Raw genomic sequence first — 14,474 nt, forward strand, 5'->3', positions numbered from 1 at the left:
GTTTGGTAAATGAGCACGCGGGTTAGAAAAGCGCAAGAGGAAAACTGATCAGCGATTATGCGCTTAAGGTGTCAGGATTCCGTCTGTTATTCACCTAAAAGTACTGTTGAGAAATGCCGCGAGGCTTTATCATGCTAAAGCACGAACGGACGATCATCCGATTTCCCAGCCATCGCCCAGCCGCAACCGGCCCCTGCCGGCCGTTCGGCAACGCGCTTGGGGAAACGGGAGCCGTCCATGACGCAGGGAGGTTTGCATGTACGACGAAGAAAAGAAGATCGCTCTCTACGAGAATTTCAAAATCATCAACTCCATCGATCCCACCTATTATGAGCAGTACGACGTGAAGCGCGGCCTGCGCAACGCGGACGGCACCGGCGTGGTGGCCGGCCTGACGAACATCGCGAACGTGCACGGCTACATCGTGTCGGACAACGAGAAGATCGCCGACGAGGGGCACCTGCGCTATCGCGGCTACGACATCTACGACCTGCTGGGCGACCAGTCGGCCGAACACCGCTTCAACTTCGAAGAAGTGGCGTACCTGCTGCTCATGGGCGATCTGCCCACGCGCGACCAGCTCGACCGCTTCATCAGCGTGCTCGATTCCGAGCGCGAGCTGCCTGACGGCTTCACCGCGTCCATGATCATGCGCGACACGCCGCCCGACATCATGAACGTGCTGGCCCGCACCATCCTTCTGCTGTACGCATACGACCCCGACGCGGAGGACCGCTCGGCGCAACACGAGATACACACCGCCATCTCGCTCATCTCGCGTCTGCCGCGCATCATGGTGCTCACGTACTACGCCAAGCGCGCCCGCTACAACAACGAGTCCATGATCATGCACCGCTTCGTTCCCGGCCAGTCCACGGCCGAGACCATCCTGTCCATGCTGCGCGCCGACCGCCAGTTCACGCCGGAGGAGGCGCGCATGCTCGACGTCATGCTATGCCTGCATGCGGAGCACGGCGGCGGCAACAACTCCACGTTCACCACGCGCGTGCTCACCTCGTCGGACACCGACCCGTACTCCACGTACGCCGGCGCCATCGGCTCGCTCAAGGGCTGGAAGCACGGCGGCGCGAACCACCAGGTGCTGGCTATGCAGCAGGACATCAAGCAGAACGTGGCCGACTGGTCCGACGAGGGCCAGGTGGCCGACTACCTGGCGAAGATCGTGCGCAAGGAGGCCTTCGACAACACGGGCCTGGTGTACGGCATGGGCCATGCCGTGTACACGAAGTCCGATCCGCGCGCCATCATCTGCAAGCAGTTCGCCCAGAACCTGGCGGCCGGCACGGAATACGAGGCTGAGTTCAACCTGCTCAAGGCCGTGGAGCGCCTGGCTCCGGAGGTTATTCTGCGCGAGAAGGGCACGAGCAAGGACATGTGCGCGAACATCGACATGTACTCCGGCTTTGTGTACTCCATGATGGGTATTCCCGAGGACCTGTTCACGCCGCTGTTCGCGTGCGCCCGCATGTCCGGTTGGGCCGCCCACCGCTTCGAGGAGATCGTCTCCGGCAAGCGCATCATCCGTCCCGCCTACAAGTCCACCCGCGTTGCGAAGCGCGAATACGTGGCCATGGACGAACGGTAGGGGTCCTTCGACGCCGCGGTTCTCGCCGCGTCGTGCGCCGCCATCGCTTCTTGCACGATGTCGATGGGGGCAAAACCTGTACGTTGGGAAACAAGACGGTTTCGCATGACGCGAGCCGTCTTTTTCTTATCACCGCCTGATTAGAATGATAAGAATGAATGGAACCTGGCATGCGCGAGGCGGCGACGGGGGATCGGCATGTTCGTTGAGAGCGATCATATCGAGTTCAAACGCGAGTATTCGAAGACGGTGCTGAAAACGGTGGTCGCCTTCGCCAACACGGACGGCGGGGTTATCTACCTGGGCATCGACGACAGCGGCACCATCTGCGGCCTTTCCGATCCCGACGCCGTCCTCCTTTCCGCCACGAACGCCATCCGCAGCTCCATCAAGCCCGACGCCGCCATGGTGGTGCAGTGCAAGCGCCAGAAGATGCACGGCAAGCAGGTCGTGCGCATTCGCGTGGAGCGCGGCGCGAAACGGCCCTACTACCTGTCCAACAAGGGAATGCGGCCCGAGGGCGTGTACGTGCGCCAGGGCTCGGCGTCGTTCATGGCCACCGAGGCGGAAATAGCCTCGCTGCTCAAGGAGACCCAGAAGGATTCGTACGAGGATCGCCGCTGCCTTGTGCAGAAGCTCACGTTCGACGAGATGCGCGCGGTGTTCCGGCGCGAAGGCGTTCCCTACAGCCGCGCCACGCTGTCCGTTTTGGGCGCCGTGGACGAGGACGGCCAGTTCACCAATCTGGGCTGGCTGCTGTCCGACCAGTGCGCATCGTCCATCAAGCTCGCCAGCTTCTTCGGGTCGAAACGCACCACGTTCAAGCACCGCCTTGAAACGGGCGGATCGCTGCTGACCCAATTCGACCAGGCGCTCGGTTTCCTTGCCGAGCACACGCACTACAAAACGGCCTTCGTGAACATGAAACGCGTCGATTACGACGACTATCCGCCCGACGCGGTGCGCGAGGCGCTGATCAACGCAATCATCCACCAAGATTACGGGTTGGCCTTGTCCACGCAGGTGAGCGTGTTCGAGGACCGCATCGAGATCGTGTCGCACGGCGACTCGCCGGCGTCGTATTCGCTCGACGAGTTTCAGATGGACGTGTCGGTGCCGCGCAATCCGAAGCTGGCCGCCGCCTTCTACCGGATAGGGCTCATCGAGGCGTACGGCACGGGCATAGCGCGCATGTTCGAAGCCTACGAGGGAAGCGGCACGGCTCCGCGTTTCGACATAACGGACCACCTGTTCGGAGTGGTTCTGCCCAACCGGAACGGATCCGATTTCGAGCTTCGCACGGAGCCCGGCGCGCCCCGGATGACGGCCCCGGCGCGCGCGGCCGAGGCCGGAGAGCTGCGCCGTCAGGAACGCGCGGTGCTTTCGGTTGTGGAGGAGGCCGGCCCGCTCAGGCGCAGCGAGATACAGGAGCGGTTCGATTTTTCCCAGGCCACGCTCCTGCGCATCCTGAAACGCTTGGAGGAGCAGGGCGCCGTGCAGGCGGAGGGCAACACCCGCCGCCGCGTCTATCGCGCTCTCACGATCCGATAGTCGCGCCCGCGCCTCACACTTCCAGCGCCCGCGCCGCCGCAGGGGCGTTCTGCTCGCCGTCGTTCTGACGGTCCAGGTACCCCTGCGCGCGGCTCAGCTGCTCGTTCAACACGTCGATGGTCTTCGAGAACGACTCGTTCGCCTGCACGCGGAACGTGTCGATGCTGTCGAGCGTGCTGAACACCGCGTCGTAGGCGCGCTTGAGGGTTTCGGGCGACACGCCGCTGGAAACAGCCTGCTCCTGGGTGCGCAGCGAGTTTTCCTGCAGAAGCTTGCTCGTGCGGTCGATCATGTCGTCGGTGGTTTTGTTGATGGCGTCTATCTGGTCGAGCACGAGCTTCTGGTTCTCCAGCGACTGCGCCACGATGACCGCCGTGCGCAGGGCGGTGACGGTGGTGGTTTTCGCGCGGTCGACGCCGCGTATGAGCTGGTCGTTGTTTGACTGGATGATGCCCATGGACAGGTAGGCCTGCACGGTGACGGCTGCCTGCGTCTGAACGTCTTGCCGGCGCTGGCGGACGGCGAACAGCGCGTCCTTCTCAAGCGCCGAGGCGGTTTCCAGGTTCCCCGACCCCTTTTCCCGCTCGATGCGGTCGACGATCTCGGCATCGATGTCGGTGAGCAGGACGTAGGCCTTCTTGAGCGTGCCCAGGTTGTTCCATAGGTTGCGGCGCTCGGTGTTGAGGGCCGCGTTGTCGCGCCGCAGCAGGTCCTGGCCTTTCGCGAGCGCCAGCAAAATGGCGTTGAGCTGCTGCTGGTTCGACTCGTATTTGCGGAAGTAGCGCTTCACGCGGCTGGAGAAGGGGAGCGCGTCGATCACCCGGTCGACGAACGTGGTCTCGTCGGGTGCGAGCTCGTCCACCTCGTTGCGCAGGTCAACGAGCGACTTGGACACCTGCTCCTGCGCGCCTCCCTTTTTGGATTGGGCGAGCGACATGTCCAGGAAACGGCTGGAGGTGTTGCTCGTCTCGCGGAACGCGTCGGCGCCCACCTCGTAGAGCGCGTCTATCTCGCGCTTGAACTCAAGGCTCGTCGGCGACAGCGACGCCACGGTGGAGACCCAGGCGCTGGCGTTCTCGCTCAGCCGGAGAAGCTCCTGCGGGTCGACGTCGGGCACTTTGCTCAAGGCCGTGGCCTCCTCAACGGGTTTGGCCGGTGGTTCGACCGTCAGGTCGAAGGCGGGGTCGGGGGCCGAGAGCGTCTCTCCTGCTTCTGCGGCGGGGGCGGTGCTTGTGGAATCTGTCATGGTTTCTCCTGTCGTTCGGTGGGATAAGTCGCCTCGTCTTGCACGAGGCTGGTTTCCGTGCGGAAAACGGCTGGTGTCGCCGGGCGCTCACGATTCGCCGGCATCGGCGTCGAGGCTCAACGTCTTCGGCCGCGAGCCCAAGCGTTGGCGCAGGTAATCGGCCCCGGTTTCTATCCTGTCGGACGTTCCCGACACGATGTTGGCACGTATCGTGTCGAGCGAGCCGCCCACCACCGCGCATTGGCGTTCGATTTCCCGGATGTTGCCCTGGGCCTTGGCGGCGGCCTTGCCGTTGAACGCCAGGTAGCGCACGTTGGTGGTCAGCGACTCCCATGCGTCGGGAAGCCACGAGGTTGCCAACGAGAACACCAGATGGTGGTCCGCATCGTTGCGCGAGGAGGCGAACTCGTCCAAGCTTATGAGGCTCGCCATGGATCCGACCAGCGCACGCATGTTCCCGCTTTGCGCGGCGATGCCGTGCGGGTCGTCGGCCGAACGGGCGGCGTCCATGAGCGCCGTGACGGCGTTCACCGCCTCGGCCGCCTCTTTGAGCGTCGCATCCATGCCGCTCAAGGCGTCCACGTCGATAGCGGCGACGGCTTGCGGCGTGTTCACCGACACGAGCAGGAACCAGGTGCCGCTCGAGAACGCCGCGCCCACCGCCACGAGCAGGATGCGCAGCGGCACGGTACGGGCGAACTCGAAGGCCGCGAAAAGGAACACGCCAAAAACGAGCGCTGCGACCAAGCCGATAACCGCACGGGGCATCGGCCTGCTTCGGGCGATCTCGTTCTTTCGCGCCACTACAGGTACCCTCGGATCTCTTTGAACGCCGCGGTCAGGTCTCCGTTCTCGGCATCGAAAACCCTGCCTCCGGTCAGGTCGGCTATCTTCTGCATCTCCTGCTTGCTTCCCTCGGCGAACAGGATGGTGTAAACCGGGATGCCCTGCACGGATTCGTGCGATCGATACCAACGCTCGAACTCCCGGTAGTTCGCGCCTTCGGTGTTCTCTCCGTCGGTGAACAGCACGACGGAGGTCACGTTTCCGTCGTTCGCGCTGACTGCGGCGCGCTCGAGCGACTCTTCGAGCGTGTTGTAGATGGCGGTTCCGCCCTTCGCGCGCAGGTCGGCTATCTGGTCGACCACCTCGCTCGTGTCGCCGGTCTCGTCGATGTCCAGAAGCGCGGTGCTCTTCACCGTGCTGGCGAACTCCACCAGCAAAATGGACTCCCGAGGTTGGAATGCGAGCAAGGACGACGAGCCGGCGCCGTTCGGATCTGCCAGCGCGAAGAGCGCCGACTTGAGCTCGTCCAGGCGCACGCCGCTCATCGAGCCGGACGTGTCTATCTGGAACACCATGTTGGCCGGTTTGCGCACTTCCGAAACCCAGGTGCTCAGCAGCGCATGCACGGCGTCGAGCCGGTTGGGGAAGGGTATCTCGAACGCCTCGGTGGCGTCTGCGGCGCTGGAGGCGCTGGTACGCCGCAGCGTTTCGTCGGCGATGCGCTGTTGAACGTCGTCGCGCTTGAGGTAGTCGACGAGCTTGCGGTACGCGTCGTTCGCCTGGTCGCCGCGGCCCGACAACAGGGTAAGCGGGTAGTCGGCCGTGATGACGCCGTCCTGCGGCACCACTTCCACCAGGTCGGGGTCTTGCTTGATAAGCGATTCGTAGTTGAAAACGCCGTCCACCTTCGAGCCGTCTTTCGCGTAGGCCTCCATGAGCCAACCGGACGATCCGCTGGCGAGCGCCTGCCCCTTCGCGAACTCTCGCAGGCTGTCTTTGACCGCGTCCACGTCGGCTTCGGTGATGGCCGACCCGGTGCCCGAAAGGGCGGTTGCAAGCTCCACCAGCGTGGAGAACCCGCTGTTCGAGGAAACGGGGCTCGACATGCCGAACGCGAACCTACCCGACGAGGCCGCGTCCACGATGGCCGACCACGTGGGGGACTGCTTGTCGAACCCGAGTTCCGCGGCCTTGTCGCGCTTCATGCCCAGCACGATGGGCGTGCGCATGATGGAGGCCTCCTGCGCGATGAGCGAGCTCTTCCGGTCGAACAGCGACATGTAGGCGTTCGAGGGGAACCAGGTGGCGTCGTAGTCCGTTCCGCCGGCCATGACGGCTTCGGTGCCGTCGAGCGTGCCCATGTAGGTGAAGTCGACGGAGATGCCCAGTTCGCGCTGCGCGTCCTCCAATATGGGCAGCATGTCCTTCACTTCCGAGCCCGCCACGATGTTGAGGTCGGCCGGCCCCGCGTGCTGCGCGGCGGGTCGCGAGGACGAAATGCCGTCGGTCGAGCATCCGGCAAGGCCCGCGAGCACCGCGAGCACGGCAACGGCCGTGACGGCCGCCATGCCTACGGCGCGGGCGATCCAGGCGTCTCGCGTGGCGTTTTGCGGTTCGGCTTGCCCGTTCATGATCGCGCTCCGTTTCCTGCGCCTGCCATCAGTACAGGGCCTTGATCGTTTCGAGCATGGTGTTCAGCACCTCGTACGACGGTGCTTGGGCGGTGTCGATGAACGAGGCCGTGTCGGCGTAGCCCGAAAGGCCGGCGGAGGCAAGCTGTTCGCCGAAGGCTCCCGAATTCGCTCCGTTCAGACGGAAGCCGTGCGCGGCTATGACCTTCGCCATGTCGGGGTCGTTGTCCAGGATGTTCTGCACCTTGCGGCCGTTTTCGCTGAACGACACCACCACATGGTCGGAGAATATGGTGGGGGACGGGTAGGCGATGCGCATGTCGTCGGTGATGCGGTTGGAATTGAGCAGCTCGGCTTCTATGAACTGGCTTTCGTATATGAGGGTGAGCGGCTGGTTCATGGGACCCTTCGACAGATAGGATTCCCAGGGGCCGGCCGAGGACGACTGCGAGTACCCCTGGTCGAGGAACAGCTTGGAAAGCCGGTCGCGTGCCTGGAGCCGGGCGTCCTGCTCGCTTGATACGACGGCGTTGCCGTTCAGCGTGTAGCTGGACAAGGCCAGGTACATGAGCGCCGAGTTCGACGATCGCACGTCGGTGGACGTTATCATCACGTTGCGGCTCGACGGGTATTCCTCGGAACCCGTCAGGTCGGTCCAGCGTTTTCCTTCGACCACCGCCTGCAGGTAAGCCGCCATGTCGATGCGCCATACCCCGTCGATCTGGCTCGCGATGCCGTTTTTCGCCAACACGTCCAGAACCTGCTGGCTCGTTGCGATGGCAATGGGAGAGTAAAAGGGCTTCGTTACGCTTTTGACCTGATCGCGATGCACGTCTTCCAAGTGCTCTGCCGCGATCTCGCTCGAGGGGGAGGCGAAGTCGTTTTGGGCGACGCCCTCCTTCTCGGCCATGGCCCACGAGCCCGAGGTGGACACCTGCACGTCCAGGCCGTGTTTTTGGAAGATCGCCTGCGCCTCGGGGTCGTTGAACAGCTCGGCCTTTTCGCTTCCGATGATCCCGCGCACGACGGTGGTTTGGCCGTTCGCCGTGCCGACGTCGGCGCCGGAGCCGTTGCCCACCAGCACGATGGCCGCGCTCAGCGCGACAGCGACGGCGAGCAGAACCGCGCCTATGAGAAGCGTCTTGCCTTTGGTGCTCAATGCGTTCCTTCGCTCGTGCTGCCGGGGCGCCCTCCAATGGCCTTTCGGCGCTATCGTAGAACATCGACGGCAGGCCGCCGCCCGCCAAGAGCGATGATTTGCCCAAACCTTACCGCCGCTTGATTCGCGTTTGATTTTTCGCACGCGAGGGAGGGCCAGGGCGTCGAGCCGCCCGTTCCGACCGGCCCGCGGTCGGAGCGCCGAGAAGCCATGGTGGAGCGCGTTTTGCTGCGGGGTACCCGCGCATCTCTTTCCCCGAAGCAGCCAAGAAGTCCGTAAGCCAAGTTGTCGCTTGGAATTCTGGCAAGCTCTTGGGCGGAACGAGGACATCTCGGTTCGGAGACTTGGCAAGCTATTGGTTGCGAACCCAGCGAGCTGGCGGATGCGGGTTTGGCAGGTTGCCAGAAGGAAACGCGGCAGCCATGGAGCGAAATGCAGAAAGCCGTCGGACGATGAAACGTCATCTGTCTGGTTGCTTGGGAATGCTGAAAAGTTCATCGGTCGAACCGACCAACGAATTTCCGGTTTGGCAGCGCCGGCGTTTTCGAGCGCGCTTCTAAGTTGGCGAAACGCAAAAATCGACCTGGAGAGCCGTCCGCCGTTAAACCACCCTCGACACGCCCCCGCGTCGCGCCTGATGGCGATCCGCCGCCATGCAGCCTCGAACGGGCCTATGTCGATTCCGGTTTGACAGCGGATTCCGGCTTTTGCGGCCGTTTTTGACGGTTGTTCGTCGCCGCGCGGCCATGCGAGGACGCTCGGCGGCGCCTCGATCCGCGTTTTCCCTGCTCGCGAGATCGTCGGAAATTGGAAGGCGTTGCAAGGGTCGGCGGAACGACGTAGTTCTGGCGTTTTTGACCGCGATGGGGGGTGCGGACGATTTCTCGGACCGGCCTACGCGGCCGGTCCGCACCCCCAAACGTTATTTTTTAACAGAGACGGGCGAATTCGATGAATTTATGCGCCTTGGGCGTCCGGGCCTTGCAGGTGATTGGAGCTTCGCGGGAAGCTGAAGTTTGGCAGGTGGGATGAATTCTACAGGTGGCTTGAAGTTTTCGCTGGTAGCTGGAATTCTTTGGAAGACCGAGATTTCGCGAGAAAATGGCTGGAATTCTGGCGGAGGCGGTAGGATTTGAACCCACGAAGCCTTGCGGCTTAACAGTTTTCAAGACTGCCGCCTTCAACCACTCGGCCACGCCTCCGCATCGATGGGCGCATGCCGGGACGAGCCCGCAACGCGGCTCCGCGCGGTGCTTTTTCGCGTCGCATTCCCGAATGCACAGGTAGGATACCATATAATAAGCGGCATGACTGATGAAGACTACATGCGTCTGGCGTTGGAGGAAGCGCGGCGCGCCGCCGAGCTCGACGAGGTTCCCATAGGGGCCGTCGTGGTGTACGAGCCCATCGATCCCGCAACGCGCCGATCCCTTGCCGAGCCGCGCGTGATCGCGCGGGCGTGCAACCTGCGCGAGACGACGCGCGATCCCGCCGGGCATGCGGAGTTCTTGGCCATGAAGCAGGCGGCGGCCGAGCTCGACGCGTGGAGGCTCACGGGGTGCACCGTGTACGTGACGCTGGAGCCGTGCATCATGTGCGCGGGCCTCATGCACCAAGCGCGCATCGACCGGTGCGTGTTCGGTGCGCCCGACCCCAAGGCCGGCGCTCTGGGCACGCTGTACCGCGTCAACGAGGACGAACGGCTCAACCACAATTTCGAAGTGGTTCCCGGCGTGCTGGGCGACGAATGCGCCGCTTTGCTGCGCGCGTTCTTCGCGCGCAAGAGAAGGAAATGAACGGAGTTTGCCATGACGCAACCGAATGAAGACAACCGCTCCGGCGGCCAGCCGGCTTCCGCGCAATCGAAGACCCCCGTTGCGGCCAACGCGAACCCCGGCGATCCGCATGCGGTCGATATGCTGGCTGTGGCGCGCACGGCCCAGAAGGTCGACCTCGCCGCGTTCTCCGGTTCCGACGCCATCAAGCTTATCGCGCCCGCGAAGGTCAACCTGTTCTTGGGTATCGGGGAGCGGCGCGACGACGGATACCATGAGGCGCTGAGCGTCATGCACGCCCTCACCATGCACGACGTGCTTCGTATGAAGCTGCTGCCGGCGCGACCCGGGCCTGCCGGTTTGGGCATCGAGCTTGAATGCCGTTTGGCCGAAGGTCTCGCGCCGCTGGATGTGGCGCTCGAGGACAACATCGTGAGCAAGGCCATCCGGCAGCTCGCGCAGGCCGTTGGAAGGGACGTCGATGAAACCGTGGCCGTGCATGTGGAGAAGCGCATCCCGGCCGAAGCGGGTTTGGGCGGAGGATCGTCCGACGCGGCCGCCGCGCTGGTGGGCGCCGCGCGGTTGTGGGGGTTGCCCGCCGGCGATCCCCGCATCGAGGAAACCGCGCGCAGCATCGGCGCCGACGTGCCGTTTTTCCTGCACGGAGGGTGCGCCGTGTTCGACGGCGTGGGCGACGCGTTCGTGCGCGAGATAACGCCCATGGGTTCGTCGGTTGTGCTGGTGAAGCCCGAAGGGGGCGTTTCCACGGCAGCCGCGTACCGCGCCTTCGACGAGCGTCCCGTGCCGGTGTCGCCGGTCGATCGCGCGGCTGCTCTTGCGGCGAAGCGCGCTCAGGACGTGCCGTTGCGCAACAACTTGGTGCCCGCTTCCGAGTCGCTGCTGCCTGCGCTCGCCGACGTGCGCGCGTGGGCGGACGCGAGTCCCGATGTGGAGCAGGCGCTCATGTCGGGGAGCGGCTCTGCGGTGTTCGCCCTTTGCGGCACGTTCGAGGCCGCCGGCCGAGCTGCCGCGCAGGCGCGCATGCGCGGTTGGTGGGCCCATGCCACGACGTTCGGTCCCGTTCGGGTTGCCGAGGTTCCTGCAAGCTAGCCGCCCTTAGGCGTTTGTTGAAGGGGCTCACGTAGGGGCGGACTGCCGTCCGCCCTTCGGGGGCCATGCATCAAGGTCGGTCCAGACGGCCGCTTTCGACTTCATTCAAAGCAAAATGACCAAAATATAGCAAAATAGTTATATTTACAGAACCATTCCTTATTCCGCTTTCATGCCCGGTGATGATAAAATCCCAGTTACGTAATAGCTAAGGAGGGCTTATGAGCATCCCACTGATCGTCATCCTCGTCATCATCGTTGTTCTGGTCGTTGCGATTATCGGTCTGTACAACAACTTGGTGAAGCTGCGCAACATGGTGGACAACGCCTGGGCGCAGATCGATGTACAGTTGCAACGCCGCCTCGATCTCATTCCGAATCTGGTGGAGACCGTCAAAGGCTACGCTTCGCACGAGCGCGGCACGCTGGAAGAGGTCACCCAGGCGCGCACGGCCGTGATGAACGCGCCCACGCCCGAAGGCAAGATGCAGGCAGACGGCATCCTCACCGGCGCGCTTAAGAACCTGTTCGCCGTGGCCGAGGCGTATCCCGACCTCAAAGCCAACGTGAACTTCCAGCAGCTTCAGGCCGAGCTGTCGAACACCGAGGACAAGATCAGCTACATGCGCCAGAGCTACAACGACACGGTCATGAAGTTCAACACGGCTATCCAGACGTTCCCGGCCGTGCTGTTCGCCGGCATGATGGGCTTCAAGCAACGCGATAGCTTCGATGCCACCGCCGGGGCGGAAGTCGCCCCGAAGGTCCAGTTCTAGCAGCGAGCATCCAACGTCCGTCCGAACCAATGCGGCGGACGTTCCTTTCTTAATCAAAACTCTGTCCCGCATCGTCGATGAACGGCGGCGCGATGCAGGCAGGTCGCCCGGGGTTCCCCCTGTCCCGGCGCGCCTGCCGCAGGCAAGAGGTCGGAAGTGGTTTTATGACGCGCGTTTCCCATAGAGCGCGAGGGCTCGGTCGCGACCATGTTGCGCGCGCCTTCGATGCTCGCATGCTCTCGTTCACGACAACGGTCGCTCTCGTCGTTCTTCTCGTGGTGTTCTACGCGGTGATGATGGTGAACATGAGGGCGATCTCCGACAGGATCGACGAGATCAACACGCATCCGTATCCGGTTACCGTGGCGGCTGGAGAGGTGGAGACCTATCTGGTTCAGCTGCGCACGCTGGCCGAGCGCCTTGCCTACGTGAGAACGGTCGAAGCCGTCGATGCGGTGGAGGCCGAGTACGAGAGCATCGACCAAGAGATAGCCGAACCGCTGGCTATCATCGCCAGCCAGTGCAGATCCTCTCCCGACGAGGCCGCTGCTCTCGAGGAGCGCTACGAAACGTTGAAATCGAAGCAGCAGAGCCTCATAAGCCAATGCCGCGACCCTCTCGCTACGGATGCCGAGGTTGAGCTCACCGTAAACGAGCAGGTTGGTCCTTTGGTGAACGGCATGTTGGAGCTCAACTCCGAGGTTATCGACCACTCGCGCCAGTCGCTCTCCTCATTGTTCGATTTGGCCGGCAAGGCCTGCGCGGAGACGGCGGTGTACGCCAGCGTGCTCATGGCCGGCGTGCTGGCCGTGCTCGCCATCTTCCTGGTCACCATCAAGCGCAGGAACGCCGAGCGCGACCGTTTGCAGAAGAATCTCGAGGCCGCGCTTGAGACGGCGCGCCATGCGAGCAAGGCGAAATCGCAATTTCTCGCCAGCATGTCGCACGACATCCGCACACCCTGCTCGGCCATCGTTGGGTTGACGGAAATAGCCGAACGCCATGTGGGCGATACTGAACGGGTGGAGGAGTGTCTGTCGAAGATATCGCTTTCATCGCATCATCTGATCAGCCTCATAAACGATGTTCTCGACATGAGCAAGATAGAAAGCGGCCAGCTCATGCTGAGCGACGAACCGTTCTGCCTAGAGGAGCTCATTTCCATCATCGACGTGATCGCGCAGCAGCAGGCGCATACGAAGCAGCTCTCGTTTTGCGTGGAGGCATCGGACGTCGCCGGGGTCTACGTGCGCGGGGACGCCCTGCGCGTGCAGCAGGTCCTTCTGAACCTTATCGGCAACGCCGTGAAATACACCGAGCCTGGAGGCAGGGTGTGCCTGCGGGTGAGCTTGGAGAGGCCGGGTTGCGTTTCGCCCGAACGGGCACGTTGCAGCGAGGCGGTCATGATCTTGCGCGACAGCCTGTCGGGCGGCTTTCCGGAGGAGCCATGCGGCGGGCGAGGAGTGTGCGGGATATCCCTGTACCGGTTCGAAATCGAGGACAACGGCATAGGCATGACGGCGGATTTTGTCGGCCGCATATTCGATCCGTTCGAGCGGGAGCGCACCGACGAAACGCGCGGCATAGAGGGAACCGGCCTCGGCATGGCCATCACGAAAAGCATCATCGACCAGATGGGCGGCACCATCGACGTTAAAAGCGAGCGGCATCGCGGCACGACGTTCACGGTGGAGCTGCCGTTGCGCCTGGAAACCGCCGACGCTGCCTTGGCGCTGTCGACCCAAGGCGAGGCGCCCGTTCTTCCGAAGCGCGTCGACTTCTCGGGCGCTCGCGTGCTGCTGGCCGAGGACAACGACATCAACGCCGAGATAGCCTGCGACATCATCGGCCGGACGCGTGCCGAGGTCACCTGGGCGCATGACGGCGCCGAGGCGGTCAAGGCCGTGCTGGACGTGCCCGACGGCTGGTTCGACATCGTGTTCATGGACGTGGAGATGCCGAAGATGAACGGGTTGGAGGCGTCCCGCATGCTGTACGAGACCTGCGAGCGCGAAGGCCGTGCACGGCCGGTTATCGTTGCCATGACGGCGAACGCCTACGTGGAAGACCGAACGCGCGCCTTCGAGGCCGGCATGGACGATTACGTGGTGAAGCCCTTCGGATTCGCCGACCTATGCGACGTCATGGACGCGCATCTGCCTGCCCGCACCGTGCCGAGTGCGTAGCGTCGGGCAAACGAGCAGGTGAAGCGCGCTACGGCTTTGGTATGATGATCGTGGCAAAGAGATGGTTGGAAACGCGTTGAAAGGAGCGGGGCGATGATAGCGAGGCTTTCCCGTATCGTGCCGCTGCTCATCGTTTTGGCCGTGGTCGCTGCCATCGTGTACTTGGTGGCTGCGTGGCGCTACTCGCCGAACCGCGGCAAGGAGATACTCATCAAGGCCTTCACCTGGCTGACGGGGGTTCTCTCGGGCATCTTCGCGCTCATAAGCCTGTACGCGCTCATCGACGGCAACGAGCTCATCCTCGACTTGGGGCTGAGTTTTCTCGTCGCCGCGCTCGTCGGCCTTGCGATCACGCGCATCTGTCGAGCCGTGTTCGTGCGGAATCACCCCGGCTGGAAGAAGAAGCCCATGAAAACGACGCGGCCGGACGACCACCCCCGCCGCCCGTTCACCCCGCCGTGGAAAAGATGAAAATATCCCAAAAGGGAACTGTCCTCTTTTGGGATATTTTTTTAGCGGCTGAAAGACGATATGAGTAGAACATTGTGAGCCCCTACTTCATATCGTCTTCTCATTTGACCGTGGATCTTTGGGCTGATAATGGTCGCGTCCATACAACCGGCAATTCTTCCCAGGTTGCCACATATA

The 14,474-nt window shown here is 63.1% G+C and carries 11 protein-coding genes and 1 tRNA gene; 7 read left to right on the forward strand and 5 right to left on the reverse strand.

Annotation, left to right across the window (positions count from 1 at the left end):
* Positions 1 to 256 precede the first annotated feature (256 nt).
* Together C1878_RS15120 and C1878_RS15125 are read left to right on the forward strand one after the other, a co-directional pair.
* Positions 257 to 1,606 (forward strand): citrate/2-methylcitrate synthase, encoded by a 1,350-nt coding sequence (locus tag C1878_RS15120; RefSeq protein ID WP_114602434.1) that lies wholly within the window; start codon positions 257 to 259, stop codon positions 1,604 to 1,606.
* Between the two features lie 198 nt (positions 1,607 to 1,804).
* On the forward strand, positions 1,805 to 3,157 hold the full coding sequence (locus tag C1878_RS15125) for an RNA-binding domain-containing protein (protein WP_114602435.1): 1,353 nt from the start codon (positions 1,805 to 1,807) through the stop codon (positions 3,155 to 3,157).
* 13 nt (positions 3,158 to 3,170) lie between these two features.
* Here the strand turns inward: C1878_RS15125 and C1878_RS15130 are convergent, their stop codons facing one another.
* From C1878_RS15130 to C1878_RS15150, 5 genes are all read right to left on the reverse strand, one after another.
* On the reverse strand, positions 3,171 to 4,403 hold the full coding sequence (locus C1878_RS15130) for a toxic anion resistance protein (RefSeq protein WP_114602436.1): 1,233 nt from the start codon (positions 4,401 to 4,403) through the stop codon (positions 3,171 to 3,173).
* An 87-nt stretch (positions 4,404 to 4,490) separates the two neighbouring features.
* Positions 4,491 to 5,207 carry a hypothetical protein gene (locus tag C1878_RS15135; RefSeq protein ID WP_147272969.1) on the reverse strand — a complete coding sequence of 239 codons (717 nt, stop codon included), beginning with the start codon at positions 5,205 to 5,207 and terminating at the stop codon, positions 4,491 to 4,493.
* Positions 5,207 to 6,820 (reverse strand): VWA domain-containing protein, encoded by a 1,614-nt coding sequence (locus tag C1878_RS15140; RefSeq protein ID WP_114602438.1) that lies wholly within the window; start codon positions 6,818 to 6,820, stop codon positions 5,207 to 5,209. The genes C1878_RS15135 and C1878_RS15140 overlap by 1 nt, the downstream gene beginning before the upstream one ends.
* Before the next feature lie 28 nt (positions 6,821 to 6,848).
* Positions 6,849 to 7,979 carry a hypothetical protein gene (locus tag C1878_RS15145; protein WP_114602439.1) on the reverse strand — a complete coding sequence of 377 codons (1,131 nt, stop codon included), beginning with the start codon at positions 7,977 to 7,979 and terminating at the stop codon, positions 6,849 to 6,851.
* Positions 7,980 to 9,093: 1,114 nt separating this feature from the next.
* Positions 9,094 to 9,181 (reverse strand) — tRNA-Ser (locus C1878_RS15150).
* 105 nt (positions 9,182 to 9,286) lie between these two features.
* Between C1878_RS15150 and C1878_RS15155 the strand changes: the two genes are divergently transcribed.
* The 5 genes from C1878_RS15155 to C1878_RS15175 all read left to right on the forward strand — a co-directional run bounded on the left by C1878_RS15155 (position 9,287) and on the right by C1878_RS15175 (position 14,297).
* Positions 9,287 to 9,775 (forward strand): nucleoside deaminase, encoded by a 489-nt coding sequence (locus C1878_RS15155; RefSeq protein WP_114602440.1) that lies wholly within the window; start codon positions 9,287 to 9,289, stop codon positions 9,773 to 9,775.
* 12 nt (positions 9,776 to 9,787) lie between these two features.
* A complete protein-coding gene (gene ispE, locus C1878_RS15160; protein WP_241963784.1) occupies positions 9,788 to 10,864 on the forward strand; it encodes a 4-(cytidine 5'-diphospho)-2-C-methyl-D-erythritol kinase in 1,077 nt (358 codons plus the stop codon).
* Positions 10,865 to 11,085: 221 nt separating this feature from the next.
* The gene (locus C1878_RS15165) at positions 11,086 to 11,640 is read left to right on the forward strand and encodes a LemA family protein (RefSeq protein ID WP_114602441.1); all 555 of its coding nucleotides are present in this window, start codon (positions 11,086 to 11,088) and stop codon (positions 11,638 to 11,640) included.
* Positions 11,641 to 11,804: 164 nt separating this feature from the next.
* On the forward strand, positions 11,805 to 13,826 hold the full coding sequence (locus C1878_RS15170) for a hybrid sensor histidine kinase/response regulator (protein WP_158539844.1): 2,022 nt from the start codon (positions 11,805 to 11,807) through the stop codon (positions 13,824 to 13,826).
* Positions 13,827 to 13,919: 93 nt separating this feature from the next.
* Positions 13,920 to 14,297 carry a guanylate cyclase gene (locus C1878_RS15175; protein WP_114602443.1) on the forward strand — a complete coding sequence of 126 codons (378 nt, stop codon included), beginning with the start codon at positions 13,920 to 13,922 and terminating at the stop codon, positions 14,295 to 14,297.
* Positions 14,298 to 14,474 lie beyond the last annotated feature (177 nt).

This window comes from Gordonibacter sp. 28C, from assembly GCF_003339845.1.
GTDB lineage: Bacteria > Actinomycetota > Coriobacteriia > Coriobacteriales > Eggerthellaceae > Gordonibacter.

Bases quoted from the DNA above. Each gene is read 5' to 3' on its own strand.
- C1878_RS15120 (WP_114602434.1), top strand. From the start codon at position 257: ATGTACGACGAAGAAAAGAAGATCGCTCTCTACGAGAATTTCAAAATC.
- C1878_RS15125 (WP_114602435.1), top strand. From the start codon at position 1,805: ATGTTCGTTGAGAGCGATCATATCGAGTTCAAACGCGAGTATTCGAAG.
- C1878_RS15130 (WP_114602436.1), bottom strand. From the start codon at position 4,403: ATGACAGATTCCACAAGCACCGCCCCCGCCGCAGAAGCAGGAGAGACG.
- C1878_RS15140 (WP_114602438.1), bottom strand. From the start codon at position 6,820: ATGAACGGGCAAGCCGAACCGCAAAACGCCACGCGAGACGCCTGGATC.
- C1878_RS15155 (WP_114602440.1), top strand. From the start codon at position 9,287: ATGACTGATGAAGACTACATGCGTCTGGCGTTGGAGGAAGCGCGGCGC.
- ispE (WP_241963784.1), top strand. From the start codon at position 9,788: ATGACGCAACCGAATGAAGACAACCGCTCCGGCGGCCAGCCGGCTTCC.
- C1878_RS15165 (WP_114602441.1), top strand. From the start codon at position 11,086: ATGAGCATCCCACTGATCGTCATCCTCGTCATCATCGTTGTTCTGGTC.
- C1878_RS15170 (WP_158539844.1), top strand. From the start codon at position 11,805: ATGACGCGCGTTTCCCATAGAGCGCGAGGGCTCGGTCGCGACCATGTT.
- C1878_RS15175 (WP_114602443.1), top strand. From the start codon at position 13,920: ATGATAGCGAGGCTTTCCCGTATCGTGCCGCTGCTCATCGTTTTGGCC.